This is a genomic window from Urechidicola vernalis, assembly GCF_031846385.1.
GTDB classification, from domain to species: Bacteria; Bacteroidota; Bacteroidia; order Flavobacteriales; family Flavobacteriaceae; genus Urechidicola; species Urechidicola vernalis.
This window is the reverse complement of the sequence record NZ_JAVRHV010000007.1, coordinates 32,877-48,851: the sequence shown is the minus strand read 5'-3', so window position 1 is coordinate 48,851 and position 15,975 is coordinate 32,877. Positions and strand designations below refer to the sequence as shown.

11 protein-coding genes are annotated in these 15,975 nt (G+C 34.7%); 1 reads left to right on the top strand and 10 read right to left on the bottom strand.

Annotated features, from left to right (window positions below):
* Window positions 1-26 precede the first annotated feature (26 nt).
* Window positions 27-458 (top strand): DUF3192 domain-containing protein, encoded by a 432-nt coding sequence (locus RM519_RS12195; protein WP_311594098.1) that lies wholly within the window; start codon window positions 27-29, stop codon window positions 456-458.
* On the opposite strand, the gene RM519_RS12190 is transcribed toward RM519_RS12195, so the two are convergent.
* The 10 genes from RM519_RS12190 to sov all read right to left on the bottom strand — a co-directional run bounded on the left by RM519_RS12190 (window position 455) and on the right by sov (window position 15,974).
* Window positions 455-2,521, bottom strand: a complete 2,067-nt coding sequence (locus tag RM519_RS12190; protein WP_311594097.1) for a gliding motility protein RemB — start codon at window positions 2,519-2,521, stop codon at window positions 455-457. The two genes, RM519_RS12195 and RM519_RS12190, sit on opposite strands and share 4 nt — an antisense overlap.
* Entirely contained in the window at window positions 2,518-3,099 is a 582-nt protein-coding gene (locus tag RM519_RS12185; protein WP_311594096.1) for an acyltransferase, read from the bottom strand. Before RM519_RS12185 ends, RM519_RS12190 begins: the two co-directional genes overlap by 4 nt.
* 27 nt (window positions 3,100-3,126) lie before the next feature.
* Complete coding sequence (locus RM519_RS12180) at window positions 3,127-3,987, bottom strand: aldehyde dehydrogenase family protein (RefSeq protein WP_311594095.1); 861 nt, start codon at window positions 3,985-3,987, stop codon at window positions 3,127-3,129.
* 5 nt (window positions 3,988-3,992) lie between these two features.
* A complete protein-coding gene (locus RM519_RS12175) occupies window positions 3,993-5,456 on the bottom strand; it encodes an aldehyde dehydrogenase family protein (protein ID WP_311594094.1) in 1,464 nt (487 codons plus the stop codon).
* Window positions 5,457-5,458: 2 nt separating this feature from the next.
* Window positions 5,459-6,355: a deoxyribose-phosphate aldolase gene (gene deoC / locus RM519_RS12170; protein ID WP_311594093.1), complete on the bottom strand. Its 897-nt coding sequence runs from the start codon at window positions 6,353-6,355 to the stop codon at window positions 5,459-5,461.
* A gap of 131 nt (window positions 6,356-6,486) precedes the next feature.
* Entirely contained in the window at window positions 6,487-7,239 is a 753-nt protein-coding gene (locus tag RM519_RS12165; protein ID WP_311594092.1) for an energy transducer TonB, read from the bottom strand.
* 105 nt (window positions 7,240-7,344) lie between these two features.
* Window positions 7,345-8,064 (bottom strand): energy transducer TonB, encoded by a 720-nt coding sequence (locus RM519_RS12160; protein WP_311594091.1) that lies wholly within the window; start codon window positions 8,062-8,064, stop codon window positions 7,345-7,347.
* A gap of 63 nt (window positions 8,065-8,127) precedes the next feature.
* Window positions 8,128-8,514 (bottom strand): VanZ family protein, encoded by a 387-nt coding sequence (locus RM519_RS12155; protein WP_311594090.1) that lies wholly within the window; start codon window positions 8,512-8,514, stop codon window positions 8,128-8,130.
* Entirely contained in the window at window positions 8,480-8,860 is a 381-nt protein-coding gene (gene gcvH / locus RM519_RS12150) for a glycine cleavage system protein GcvH (RefSeq protein ID WP_311594089.1), read from the bottom strand. The genes RM519_RS12155 and gcvH overlap by 35 nt, the downstream gene beginning before the upstream one ends.
* Before the next feature lie 19 nt (window positions 8,861-8,879).
* A complete protein-coding gene (gene sov, locus RM519_RS12145; protein WP_311594088.1) occupies window positions 8,880-15,974 on the bottom strand; it encodes a T9SS outer membrane translocon Sov/SprA in 7,095 nt (2,364 codons plus the stop codon).
* Window position 15,975: the final 1 nt, after the last annotated feature.

Sequence of the window (15,975 nt, the reverse complement as noted above, 5' to 3'; positions counted from 1 at the left end):
GAGATTATTTTTGTAGTTTCGTGTTTATGAAAACCATAACACTTTTATTTCTTCATTGCTTTACTTTAATCTGTTTCAGCCAAGAAATTATTGAAAAAAACTACGACACATTCGATTCTTTTTTAAAGGAGCAAGCGAATAAAATTGAGAGTATATCTGAAGGTATGACTCAAGAAATGACAAAAAATAAAATGGGTGGTTCTATTTTAGTAAAAGTCCCTGCTGTTGGCAAAATGAAGGCCTTAAATCAAGTATTTAAACAACCAGAGTTTGTAAATAAATACGCTAGAGACCCTGAAAGGGTTATAGATATTTTATGGTATTTTTCTACACCTAAAGATCAAAACGGAGTGATTTCTAAAAATGAATGTACGCCTGTGATTTTTGAAAATGATTCATTAGTTGGCAAGGGTTGGTCATTTTTACAAGCCTATAGACGCTCAGGTAAGATGCGTTAAAAATCGAAATTCCAATCGAATAAATCAGTTCTTAAGCCTACATTGAACCAAGTAGAATTAGTCGACTCCCATATTGGATTTTCATTCTCAGCATCAAAAGATCGGTACGTAAAGGACCCAAATAATTTTAAATTCGTTGCAGGGTTCAATACATATCCAACTTGTAAATCTCCTATAAAAATATTCGTGGTATTTCCTTGTCCTATTTCATGTCCGTAATCTCCATTTCGATCTGAATAATCTCGGTAAATATCTCCACCATAACTAACTGGATCTCCAATAATATCGAAACCTTTTTCTCCAATATTTAATTTCATATTACCATACCAACGACCGTTTGTATAATTTGCAATTCCAACAATTTCATAGAAGTTAGAGCCCCAACTATGCCCTAAAGCCTGATTGGAATGCCCATAATTTAAGGTCGGGAAATTGTGTGCATATGTAAATGGTCTTACCGAATTATATTCTGCTTGTAAATGAAGATTTTCAACGCCGAATGCATGATGATATTTTGCACCAATTTGAAACCCATTCTTATTACCCCAATACCCTTCATTTCCACCAACTTCGCCAATAGTCATTTCGTCAAGCATTAGTTGTGTATAAAGAGAAAAACGTTCATTCCATTTAAACTTGGCACTTAATCCAATTAAGGCATTACCGCTTCTAGAACCAGTTGAAAATTCTATGGCTCTATAAAAAATAATTGGGTTTAAATAATTCATATCAAAACCACGGTTATTGGTGTCATCCCAAATTACAGATTCAAAAAAACCAAGATTCAATTTCTTCGTAACATTCCAACTCAAATAATGCGATGCAACATACTTTGTTTTAAAAACACCTTCTTCTGTAACTTCAGGTCTTACATCTCGCATAGACATCCAAATATTGGTGTATTTAATTTTCCAAAATTTGGTATTTATTTTAAAGAATGGGTAAGGCGTTGCATTGTCCGATAAAAACATAGAACGGTATCCATCTCCTATAAAGTTCTTACCGTGTCCAAATTGAAAATTAAAATATTTACTGGGTGTAAATGACAAATATCCAACTGCAACAGGATAATCGTATGCATCTTCGTTAAATTCTTTAGCAATTCCTCTACCCGGAATAATAGCCGGATTTCCTCCAGATGGCCTAATTGATTCAGCGTATCTATTGACATAATCCGCAAAACGTCCTTGACTTTCATAAAGAGTTGTAGAAAAACTAAATTTCTTCCCTAATGAACCTTGAACCAACAAGGCACGTGTATTATTATACGTAAAATCTACATCCGAATTATCTTTTCCTATTTGTAAATCTAGCACCGGATCTATCGTAAACCAATAATCTTTGCTCTCTATTTGGAACATGTGTTCATTCCATAATTTTCGTCCACCCCAAGACTTCTTGTCTTTCATAAGAACTGCCTTTTGAGCGTCTAAATCTGCATATGCTTCAATTTCAGAATACACATATGGTTTCACAGCTGTATGAGAATTTGCACCTTTGTTAAAGTGATAATCCAATGCGCTATATTCCTGATGTGTGTAAGGCATATTTAATTGGCTATGGTGTTCCAATAAGTTCAAAGAATCAGGTATAATTAAATTCAATGGTTCTTCGGCCGGCAATTCTTTTACTTCTTGAACAATCTTACCCTGATTTGGATCCAAAGGAATGTGGATCGGCAGTACAAACTGCATCTCTACATTGTGATTGTTATACTTTGCAGGAATAACCGTAGGTAATTCTGAAAATACGCGCTCTACTTCCGTTTTCAAATCTTTGTAAGGTGAGTTTACATATAGAATCTCAAATTCTCCTTCCTTATCAACATAAAACACAATATTAATTGTTTGCTTCACACTGTCTTTTTTCATCTCTTCTGGCAACTGAAGTTTAGAAATAACTTCTGTTGTTACCTTTTCTTTGAAACAAACTTTTAGCGCTTCTGCATCTACTTCTTCACAGCCCTTATATACAGGATATTTTTCTTTTTGAGAAAATGCTATTGTTGAAATCAATAGCATAAAAAGCATCAATAAATTAGTCCTCTTAATTTTTAATTTCATCCTATTTTAATGACTTTGGAGTTTTCTAATCTGTATTTCTCTTCACTTTCTGGGCATGTTGCGAATCCTGAAGCGCCAAACGCTAATCGATGTCCATATTCACTAACCCAACCGATCTGCTTTGATGGATTCCCTACAACCAAAGCATAAGGTTTCACATCCTTAGTAACGACAGCACCTGCTCCAATTAGTGCATATTCTCCAATGGTATTTCCACAAATAATCGTTGCATTAGCGCCAATACTCGCACCTTTTTTCACTAAAGTTGTTTTGTATTCATCTTTGCGAATCACAGCACTTCTTGGATTTACAATATTTGTAAACACCATTGATGGCCCCAAAAAAACATCGTCTTCGCAAATAACACCTGTATAAATAGAAACATTATTCTGAACTTTTACATTGGTTCCTAAAGTTACTTTTGGAGAAACTACAACATTTTGTCCTAGATTACATCGTTCGCCAATAATTGCATTTGACATGACATGGCTAAAATGCCAGATTTTAGTTCCTGCACCAATATTACAATCGGCATCAATTACCGCCGTTTCGTGTGCAAAAAATGAAGAATTAGTCATTATAAGTTTGGGGTTATTACTTTTAAATTAAACTTTTGTTGGATGCCAAGTTGTTTTCACTTCTTGAGTTTTCTCAATAAAATAAGGCGATTCACAAACATCACTTGCCCAATCACTTTTCTTATGTAAAATTGTTCTTTTCAAATTCTCACTTGCTAAAGCGTTAATTTCTGAAATTACATTTTCATCCTTTCCGCAATAAATAACGGCATTTACATCCATATGAGATGCCATATGAGTATGTAATTCGTTTACATTACCTGTTAAAATATTTACAACACCTCCAGGTACATCTGAACTATTCAAGACCTCTGCAAAAGATATTGCCGAAAGCGGATTTGTTTCTGATGCTAAAACTATAACCGTATTACCACCAACAATAGCCGGTGCTACAACTGAAACTAAGCCTAACAATCCCTGCTCTTCGGGAGCCATAATTGTAACAACACCCATTGGCTCTAAATTAGAAAAATTAAAATGAGAACTTGCTACTGGATTCACTGCACTAAATACTTGCTGATACTTGTCAGACCAACCTGCATAGTACACCAATCTATCTATACTTGCATCTACTTCTATCTCCGCTTGTTTTTTAGTTGCACCCTCTTTCATTATTTCCGCAATAAATTGCGCTCTTCTTCCTTCTAGCATTTCTGCAATTCGATACAAAATCTGTCCCCTATTTAAAGCCGTTGCTCTTGCCCAGGGTCTTTGTGCTTTTCTCGCAATTACAACTGCATTTCTAAAATCTTTACGTGAACTTAAACACATGTTAGCGACAAAGTTTCCTTTTTTATCATTTAAAGGATAGTACCTGCCAGATTCAGTTCTAGGAAACTTTCCTCCTATATATAATTTATAGGTTTTATGTACGTCAATTCTACTCATATCCCTTAATCTTCAAATTTAACATATCCTTTCAATCCATGCAATCCTCCTTCTCTACCAAATCCGCTTTCTTTATAGCCTCCAAATGGTGACGTTGGATCAAATTTATTATAGGTATTTGCCCAAACTACTCCAGCATTTAACTTTTGGGTTAAATTAAAAATCTTTGACCCTTTTTGTGTCCATACTCCTGCGGACAACCCATAAGGCGTATTGTTCGCTTTTTCAATAACCTCGTCAACGGTTCTAAAAGTTTGGATAGTTAAAACCGGGCCAAATATTTCTTCTTGAACTATTCTATGAGATTGCGAAACATTTAAAAATAAAGTCGGAGCACACCAATTTCCTTTTTTTGGTAATTCACATTCAGGCTGATAAATTTCACACCCTTCATTTAACCCAATTTTTATATAGTCTTTAACCGTTTTAAGTTGCTTCGAGGAGTTAATTGCCCCAATGTCTGTATTCTTATCTAATGGATCTCCAACGATTAAAGTTCCCATTCTATCTTTCAGTTTTTGAATAACAATATCGGCAACTGATTCTTGCACAAATAATCGAGAGCCAGCACAACAAACATGCCCTTGATTAAAGAATATCGCGTTAACTATTCCTTCCACTGCTTGATCAATAGCGGCATCTTCAAAAATAATATTAGCGCCCTTACCTCCTAATTCTAATGTCAATTTTTTAGAAGTTCCGGCAATGGCTTTTTGAATGTATTTACCTACGTTAGTTGATCCAGTAAAGGCGATCTTATCAATGTCCGGATGATTCACAATTGCGGCACCTGTATCTCCTGCACCTGTAACAATATTTACTACCCCTTTTGGTAAACCACTCTCTTGAATAATTTCAGCCAATTTCATGGCTGTTAAAGGTGTTGTCTCTGCCGGTTTCAAAACTACGGTATTACCCGTCGCAAGGGCCGGTGCTATTTTCCAAGCCGCCATTAACAAAGGAAAATTCCATGGAATTATTTGACCTGCAACTCCTACCGGTTTTAACTTTCTATTCGGAAAGGCGTACTCTAATTTATCTGCCCAACCCGCGTAATAGAAGAAATGATTTGCTGCTAGTGGGATATCTATATCTCGCGACTCTCTAATTGGTTTACCCCCATCCAGAGATTCAATTACAGAAAATTCTCTAGCACGCTCTTGAATTAATCGTGCAATTCTAAAAATGTATTTTCCACGTTCTTTTCCAGATAATTTCGACCATCCTTTAAAAGCTTTATTCGCTGCCTTAACCGCTTTGTCAACATCTTCAGTTGAAGCCTCAGCTACGGCAGCAATTTTATTTTGGTTTGAAGGGTTAACGGTATCAAAATACTTCCCTTTTACAGGTTTCACAAATTCCCCATCAATAAATAATTCATATCGTTTTTTCAATTGGATATGATCTGTACTCTCAGGAGCATCAGCATAAGTCCAACTTGCTTTAAATATAGAAGTGTCTTTACTCATAGTTAATCTTTTGAAAAATAATTAGCGGATTGATACCTCCCAGTTTCTGCCTTAACCAACTGCATCAAAACATCATTGGCTAAACTACTAGCTCCAAATCTAAAGTAATCTTTATTCATCCACTTTTCTCCTAACACCTCATTTAGCATGACCAAATATTGCAAGGCAATTTTAGAGGTTGATATACCTCCTGCAGGTTTCATTCCGATCATTTTACCGGTTTTTAAATAAAAATCTTTAATCGCATCAAACATTACATAAGTAACTTGCATGGTTGCAGCGGGTTGAATTTTACCCGTAGAGGTCTTAATAAAATCGGCTCCAGCATACATAGCAATTTCACTTGCCTTTCTAACATTATCTAAAGTATCTAATTCGCCAGTTTCTAATATTACTTTTAAATGTGCTTTACCACAAGCTTCTTTAACTGCAGAAATTTCATCAAATACATACTGGTAATTTCCTGATAAAAATTCACCACGAGAAATAACCATATCTATTTCATCCGCCCCTTGAGCAACTGCAAATTTGGTGTCGTCTAATTTAACTTGCAACGGAGAATTTCCACTTGGAAACGCGGTAGCAACAGAAGCAACTTGAATTCCACTACCTTCTAGTGCTTTTTTCGCAACACCAACATAGGTAGGATAGACACATATAGCAGCAACCATTGGAATATCCTTTAAAGTGTCATGAGGGTGCATTGCTTTATAACACAACTGCTCGACTTTACCCTTAGTGTCTTTTCCTTCTAGCGTAGTTAAATCAATCATACTCAAGGCCAATTTTAACCCTTCGACCTTTGTCTCTTTCTTTATACTTCTTGATTTAAATCTATTAATTCGTTCATTTACTCCAACAGTATCGTAAGTCGGTAAATTATCTAAATTAGGTATCATTCAATTTTTATTAACATTCAAATTTACAAATTAAATCGCTATGTTGTTTTAGGCTACAGAAGGGTTATAAACAAAATAGCATCTCAATTAATTGAATGAGATGCTATTCATTTTATGAATTTATGTGTTTTTTAATCAACCTTAAAGGTGATTGGTAGCATATAAGAAACATTTACAGTTCTTCCTTGTACTTTTCCAGGCACCATTCTAGGAATTAATTTTACGATGCGCTCACCTTCCTTTTCTAATCTAGCATGTGAGGCTCTAGAGCCTAATATTTCAATTTCACCACTTTTTGTAATCACAAACTTAACTGAAATTCGTTTTTTACCTGGAGGCAAACCTAATGAATACGCTAAATCCGAATTGAACTTTCTCTGCACAAGTTTTTTAATATTTTTTTCAAAACAAGCCCTTCTTTCAGAGATGTCAACTTTCTCACAGCCCGGATAAATTGGAATTTCATCAACAAAATCAATCATTAGGTGTTTGTCATCATCCAATTCCTCAGGTTCAACCACTTCCACAAACTCACCAATATCTTCAGAGGGTGGGTTTTTATCTTCTGCTTCTATAACTGGTAGTTTTTCTTCAATAAATTCAGGATCTTCTGTAGTTGTAAAATCTTCTAAACTTTCTGAAACCTCTTGTTTTGTTTCTTGAGTTGATTCTTCCTGTTTTTGTTCCTCTACCTGAATTTCCTCCATTTGCGCAAAATCATAGGGGTCAATTTTGTTAAATTTAATTTCCTTTTGATGAATAGAAGCCTGTGTAGTTTTTAGTTCTATTAAACTATAAACCGTTAACATGGCCAATACCAAACTGAGTGGCAGCAGGATGACAGAACTTTTTTGTAAATTGTTGGTGTGTTTTTTTGTTTTCATAATTATTAAAGTTAAGATGTTAAAATTGTGACAATTACAAAAAACATACCAAAAAGAAAAGGGTTCGCAATGCGAACCCTTTTTGATCTTATTAAATGATAACCCTTATTCTACATTGAAAGAAATAGGTAACATGTAAGTTACGTTTACTGGACGACCTCTTTGTTTCCCTGGTGTCATTTTTGGCAATAAGTTTACAACTCTCTTCGCCTCTTTTTCTAACCTTGGGTGCGGTGCTCTTGCTCCTACGATTTCAATTCCTCCAGTTTTTGTAATCTTAAACTGAATATAAATTTTCTTTTTTCCTGGAGACAATCCTAAATCACCTGCTAAATCAGCATTAAACTTTCTAGCAACGTGCTTTTGTAAAGACTTATTTAAACAAGCTTTCTTTTCTGCTTTAGAACCTTTACAACCCGGATAAACAGGAACATCTTCAATAATAGCAAAAGGAACATCTTCCATTATTTCCTCTTCTTCCTCTACTTCTACAATTTCTTCAACTTCGATTTTCTCAGTCTCATCCGTTTCAGTAGATTCGATTATTGTTTCTTCAACTTCTTCCTCATCCTCTACAATCTCAATTTTTTCTGGAGCCGGTGGAGGTGGAGCCTTTGGTTGAATAATTTGTTCTATAACTACTTCTGGGATATCTTCTTCTTCATCGTGCGCTGAAGTTACCAATGCTAATCCATCAGCTCCTTCATCATAAGTCTTGTTTTCTATACCTAAGTATACCGTTAGTAAGGTCAAAACCAATCCTAGTTGCCAGAATAATCTAGTGTAACTTTCGAGATTTGCCTTAGGGTTCTTTTTAACTTCCATGTTCAAAAATTTTATAGTTCGCTAATTTAATACAATTAAAACCATATTTGCAACTATAAATTGTTAAATAGTATTGTATAATTGCAATAGGTATTTGAATGATACTATTGCAATTATTATTCCAATTGTATTTGCAACTATATCTAAGTAGTCTGCCGTTCTATAATCTGTTAAACTTCCTTGTAATAATTCAAGTAAAATACTAAGTACTAATACAAAAAATCCAATGCTCATTTTTTGCTTCAAAAAAGCATGTGAAGATTTTATAGCGAAAATCCAACTTAAAGCCAAAACAAAATACGCAAAGGTGTGTAGGGTTTTGTCCGACACATCTATTACATCAATTGCATTTGACGTAGGTGCTAAACTTAAATAAATAATTAATAAGGTAAAACTTGCTGCTATCGCGTAACGATTACGCTCCAATAATTGCTTTATATGCATCAGCATCTAATAACCCATCTACTTCTGAAGCATCAGAAATTTTAATTTTAATCATCCAACCTTCACCATAGGCATCAGAATTTACAACTTCCGGAGCATCTTCTAGCGCTTCGTTGAATTCGATTACTTCACCAGTTAACGGCATAAATAAATCTGACACTGTTTTTACGGCTTCTACCGATCCAAAAACTTCATCTTTATCTACTTCTTCGTCAACAGTATCAACATCTACATAAACGATGTCTCCTAATTCTCCTTGTGCAAAATCAGTAATTCCTACTGTTGCTACATCACCATCAATTTTAATCCATTCGTGGTCTTTTGTGTATTTTAAATCTGCTGGAATGTTCATTTTATCTAATATTTAATAGTTAGTTCCCTAAATTGTATCTCAACATTATCCCGGCACTAAATGAGTTCCTTGGAAATGAAGTAGATATCGCATATCTCGATGAATTTTGATCGTAATATACCGAGCCGGTTAAATTACGACTCAGCGCATAATCTGCCAAAAATCGTAACGAAAATAATTTTTGCCCACCTGTAATTTGTTCGTTATCCTTATCAATATCTCTGATCAAAGTCAAATTATCTCGCAAAGATAAATCTGCTCTTAAATTCAAATCTCCTTTTATGGTCTGATTTTTACCATCGAATTTATATCGAACTTTTAAATCTCTTATTCTATACCCCATCCCAATAACATATTCTTTTCCCTTAATTTCGGTAAGTGTATTGTTATTAAAATTCATGTTTAATGCTCTATCTTTTCTAATCTCAGCCTTTAATGAAAGTGAATTTCTCATTTTTAAATCTACCTGGACTAAAGGTGAAAATTCTTCAATAACATTTACATTGGTATACAACTTTTCATTAAAATAATTTCCAGAAATATCAACTTCTCCAAATGGATCATTCTGGTCATACAACAGGTTATTCGTATAATTAGTAATAGAATAAGCAGATCTATATCCATGAGAAATACTAAAACTCTGGAAATTTTGTCTGAACCAATCTAAACGCATCAATCCTTTATAGGTTAAATTCCAATTAGGCATTGGATTATCTCTAAAAGCATTCATATTTACCGACGAAGCATTTTTACCTGAATAAGCGGATACAAATGCCGGTAACATTACCTGCTGACTATTTGGCCCATAGCCATCTATTGGCACATTGTTATCATCTGCTAATCTTTGCGAAATTACGGCTCTGTTATCCTTAAACTCTTGAAATAATTCATCACTATCTTCTCCAAAAGCGGTTTTTATCATATTAAAACTCATGCTAAAATTACCGTATTCGGAGATTGGGTTCTCTTGAAAATATGTAGAGCTGTTAAATAAATCATTTACAACATCTATTTGTTGCGTTACACTTTTAGTATAAATTTTATTTGCAAAAATTTCAATTTCTAAATCTCTTATTGGTCTCACATTAATCATTACATCAAACTTGTTAAAATGTGTCTGAATATAATTCCTACTAAAATAAGGATCGTCTTCGGTTCCGTCTTGGTAATTTATATTTCTAGAAACCAACCATCCATTTTCTAAAGCCTTATTTCTTATATCAACTTGTGATCCAAAAACAAATCCTAATGTAGGTGCTAAACTCCCCGAGTAATTATCTCTTCCTAAAAAGCCTAATTCAGGAACATATCCTGGCAAGAATATTCCATTGTTCTCAGTATAAGTTACTCGCGCCTTTTTCACCATCATAACCAAGTCTCCTGCAATTTGTTTAAATCCAGGTTTATTCTTATTACTGGTTCTTTTAGGGGGCGGAGGCGCTTGCTCTCCGGGTTTTAAAGGAACTGAAGAATTCCTCTGAGTACTTGCGTTTGATTTTTTTGCAAACAATTTTGTAAGCCCAACAGTTCTGTATAATTTTTCAAAATCTCCATCTACAGATAAATTTTGGGTATTTGCATTTTGCACAATGTTTCCTATTTGCTCTACATATGATTGAGAAGCTGCTTGCCAATCATAATCAGTTGTAAAAGCATAATCTGCTCTTAAGAAATCTAAATATGGTATCTTATCTATAGGTATTTGATAGGTTCCATTTAATGTTTGATGATAATGGTCTGGTCTACCCACCGTGAAGAAATTATCGAACAAGGTTAAATCTCCATTCGCATCAAAATCGTCATATACATATCCATTTAATGCTCTAAAATTGAACTGCATGGATTTGGTTAAATTATAGGCAATGTTATAATCCCAATTAAACATAAAGTTTCTTTGGGTTAGCGTTGGTAGTTCTGGTAACCCTTCCACCAAACTTCTTGATTTTTGTTCGTTATAACTTCTAACAATATTTGAATTTACAGAGACCGATGACGGTAATAAATTCAAGTTAAAATCTTTAATAAATCTTAAGTACTTCGATTTTGTAATAAAACCCCAATTAGTGAATGGTTCAATACTTTTTGGTTGAAAAGCATAATTATAATTTGCAGAGGCTCTTACATTTTGATCTAAAAACTTCTCTACATTATAATCCTTATGCTCCATTTCATTATATGCATAAGAAACTGATAAATTTTCTACATCATAAAATTGAGGTTTCTTATCAGGGTTCGAATTTGTACGTTCCTTTCTAACATTAATTAAACTGATACTTTTTCGCTTAGTTTGGTCTCTTGACTTATCACTATTTGGATTAACATCCTTCGCATCATCATACAATACATCTTGGTATTGTGGGTCGTATTTTGGGTCATGAAATTCTTCCGAGATACTGTAATTTAACGGAATTTGAATACCCGCCGTTTGCGGTAATAATTTTCCAACATTCACATTGGTAACTAAATCATATAACTGGCTGTCTTCTTGGCTTCTTTCATTAACACGTTGCTCAATACCGCCAAAACCAATAGTTTCCATTCTGCCAGTCATAGAAATATCAGCAAAATCTGCAAAATTCGCATCAGCACTCACCACAGTAGCCCAACCAGAATCATTATCAAATTCAGACACTCTTAATTCGTTAAACCACAACTCAGCACTTTGATTGTGATTTGTGGTGTTTTTAACACCAAGCATTAAAGTTCTTGCGTTGGACAAACTTGGATTACCCTTAACTCTAATTTGATATTCTTCATCAGGTAAAATTGGGCTATAAGCAGGATAAATTTCATTTGGAGGAACTCCATCTTCATAGCGTTGCAGCTTTAGTCTTCCTAACTCTTCCAAGATAATATCCAAATCATTTGGCCAAATTTCTTCGGGTGAAGTTGCCGTAAACGGAGTTACTTTTAATGGATATGAAATTTCGTAATAATTGTCTATTAAATCACTTCCTATTCTTAAAATTGCATGAAACTCATCATCCATTAAAGAGGCTTCTCCTTGAAGACCTTCAGCATGTACAAACATTTTTAAGCGTTTATACATCCTCATATCAAAATTTGTATTCTTATAAACCATACGGGTTTGTTCGGAATCTAAATTCAAAACTTTTACCGAAATAGATTGTTCGTTTTGCAATTGAATTCTAGTACTACCTTGTAATCTTTCTCTTTCAATTCCAGGTGGAACAACATAAGGTATTGGTGTTCTCGAAGCATTTTGTTCAATACTAACTACTCCTACCTGAAAATCTGCTAACTGCTGTGGTGTTAAATCTGGAGGATTTGGATTGTCCATCTCATCAATAACCTTTGTATAACGTCTCCAATCTCCTCGAACCAATTGCAATTCTCCAAACCTAAGGACAACTGGCATTTTAAATCGGGTCATAAACATTCTCATAAAACGAACAGAATTAAATCCACTCATTCCGTTAATTACCTCATCTGGCGTATTGATTGGAATTCTAAATTGCAACCATCTAAAATCTTTCCGGCTACCATCATCTAAGGTTACAGAAACATTTTTCTCGTCTACAATATTATTTCGTCCTACAATTAAATCGCTCGCGTTTAAAGAAACTTTGTACTGATAGTAACTCTCTACACTACTCATGGTTTGATCCTTATCTATATCTTCTACATCTGGATAGGTTGTTGCTGAAGTTGGATAAGATTCTCCTGATAGCGACGCGGTTGGTGAGTTTCCTTGAGAATTGTTGTAATCTTTATATCTTGTTAAAATCGAAGCGTCTTGAGCGTCGTATTCAGTCCCTCTAAAATAACGATAGTTATCTGATGAAGGGTCGACTCCGAAAGTTGTACCGAACATATTCGCTTCTTCTTCATCATTCAATCCATCATAACCAATATCCTGATTTAATCTAGAAGTATCACTAGTATCGAACGTATACTGCAAGGATTGCCCGGTTGGTATTTTACCCCAAATTGATGGATCTGTATTGTCCGTACCTCCGTTTTCAGGAAGTCCATTTTCATACATTTTTCTTCCATCTTTTAGAACATCTTCTGATACATTTCCCAAATTAAAATATAATTCTCCAACTTGATTAGAAGGGTCTTGTGGATTTACCCCAACTGGAAGACCTTCTTCAGTAGTAATAGAATAGTGCGGATAAGGATCTAACATCCAAAACTGAATATACTCTATATTGGCTTGTTCAAAATTTGTAACGGTCAACGGTCTTGTAACCCCTGCCCAGCGCTCTTCCGGGTCAATAAATTTTCCATCACCACCGACATTATTTGTATCGTAATTATAACTCCCTCTTTCTGATGGGTAAAAAGATAAATCCAACGTTCGAACAATTGAAGATTGTGTAATGTCTAAATCTTGTTCTGGAAATAATTCTTCGTATCTAATTCTTCTAACCTCTGCTCTAGACAATTCGGTATCGTCAATATTATCAGGTTGTAATGATGAACTTCCGTAAAATAATTGATCAATAATATACCATCCCAATTTCGATCTCTTTTTTCCATAATCCAGATCCAAATCATCACCTCCAAAATCGAATTGTGTTTGCCCTTGAGGTGTACTTGCTAAATACCATTGTAATGGCGATTTTAATTCTAGTGGAATCTGTGCTCCTTCAAAATCGTCGATATAAGAAACTGCTTCACCTCCTTCTTCAACCTGTTTTGGACTTCCAGGAAGTAAATATGCAAAATCTCCACGAACGGAAAAATTGGATGCTACATCAGTATCCATATTCGGCAACTTATTCACCCATTTGGTAAATATGGGCATCTCTGAACCGTAATCTGCTCTAAGGCCCAGAATGGTGTTATTTATAGGCTCTGAATTAAAGTTTGTCTTTTGTGTTAAGGGTCTTTCTTTTAGATTTAAAAAGGTGGCTCCCCCAATAAATTTATCAGAAAATTTGTGCTCAACATCTACACCAAAAAAACTTTTTGATTGTAAATTAAAAACAGAATTGTTCTCTACTGAAACTTCAATCGGCGCGTTAGATGCCTCTAAAGATGGGTCAATAATTTCTACTCTTCCAGCTACATAATCCACAACATAATCAATTCCCTCTACCAATTGTCTACCGCCAGTTGTTACAGTAACAGAACCTTGTGGCACATTATAAGCGCCTAAAGGGATTCCTCCTGCCCCTTCAGATCTATAATATCCTTTTAAAAAATATTTATCTTTATTCTGATAATTATTTCTTGCTTGTGATTGGGTATAAGTATACAGTTCATCAAATATATATATCTCATCATCTGGATCTGTTAAAATTGGATCTAGACTTTCACCAAATGGTTGTACTGTAGGAAAAATAACATACCCTTGATTGGAGTCAACAGTTATTCCTTCTACGTAATCAAAATATCCATCACCTTCAGGAATTGCGAATTCATTTTGATCCAATTTATCAATATTAAAGATATTCATTAAAGTTCTTTCCGAAACGCCAGTTGATTGCGCATTTTGAAGCATGTTTGTAGAAACTCCATTCGCATCATCTCTGTATAACAACTCAAATCTAAATCCATCTCTAGTCATTTGATAGGCTCCTAAAGAATATATATTCTTCATCATCAAGTCCCAAACCGGAACATCCGTATTTATAATCTCACTCCTAAGTAGTTTTACAACTAAATTATCAGGTGCTATAATCCCATCAGTTGTTAATTCTCCTACTTTAAATACTTTATCACTACCACTAATCGTGTACTCATAGGCAACCGCTAATACATCAGAATCCCCCAGTCTTCTATTCAATGAAATGAATCCTAATTGCTGATTCACTTTATATTCTCCAGGTGTTAATTTTCTAGCATTTTCCAACACCGAATAATCTCTACCTTGCTGCACTCCATATGGAGCAACTGCCGTTGGCACTGTGGCTATTTTCCTAACCGGATTCGTTAAGGTCATCATGTTTACCAAATCATTCGATCCGTTAGATGGGTCTTGATGCACCCCTGGGCTTGGATTAATATTTGATCCACCAATATTTGTTGGGTCATTCTCTGCCAAATCCGCCATTGCAACAATATTTCTAAAATCTATTGTTGATGCCTGTCTGTTCGTTACCCAAACTTCCATTCTTGTAATATTGATTTGGCTATTAACCAATGGTAACAATTCTAATGCCTTGTCGTAATTATCTCTAAATGCTTGCGATAAGAAAAAGTGACGATTTGCATCATAATCAGTTGCTCTTAACTCGAATTCATTCAATGTGGCACCTCCTTCAGCTGCAACCGTTCTAGTTTGAGATTTTTGCTCTGCATAAACGGCCGTCACTTTCGTTTTTCCAAATTGCAATTCAGTTTTGGCTCCAAAAAGACTTTGCGCTCCGGTAATAAGAGAATTACTTATTGGCATACTAACATTACCCACTTCAATTTTCTGAATAATGTCGTCTTCAGTAGGTGTATATTCTAACTTAATCTGATTCTGAAAATCAAACGATGCCTGTGTATCATAATTTGCCGTAATTCCTAAACGTGTTCCAACCTTAGCATTGATACTTGCAGTGATTTGTTGATCAAAATCAAATGTGGTGTTTTTTCTATTCCTTTCCGATATTTGAGGGTTCTCAATGTTTTGTGAAAGAATTCCAAGTTTAACTTCAATATTTCCCGAAGGATTTACCTCTATACTGTTTCCTCCAAAAAGTGATTCAAAAAAACTTGAGTTTACGTAGTACGTTGGCAGTAAATTCTTTTGAGCCTCCTCTGCTCCAGCCGTTTTCCCGCCAATAGCGCTTAGTTTATCCTTGTAATGTCCGAGCATATCTTGTTTTAATCGATATTCTCGATACTCAGAAAAAGTCATGTATTTTGGTGTGGACACATAATAGTCACCAATCTTTTCTCTAATCACATACATTTGCAATTCAGAATCATAGGTAACCTCATATGTTTTCGGTGAATTTAAAAAAAGACTTCCGTCTTGCGAATTTTTAAAATTATAAGGAATACTATCTCTAACTACAATTACCGTATCTTGCTGCTGTGGTGTTGGGGTAGGCGTTGGAGAAGGTGGAATTTGAGAAAAAGCGTCTAGTTGAGTAAAAAAACTCAACAGAAACAATACAACAAAATTACTTATTAAAGTATTCTTTTTCAAT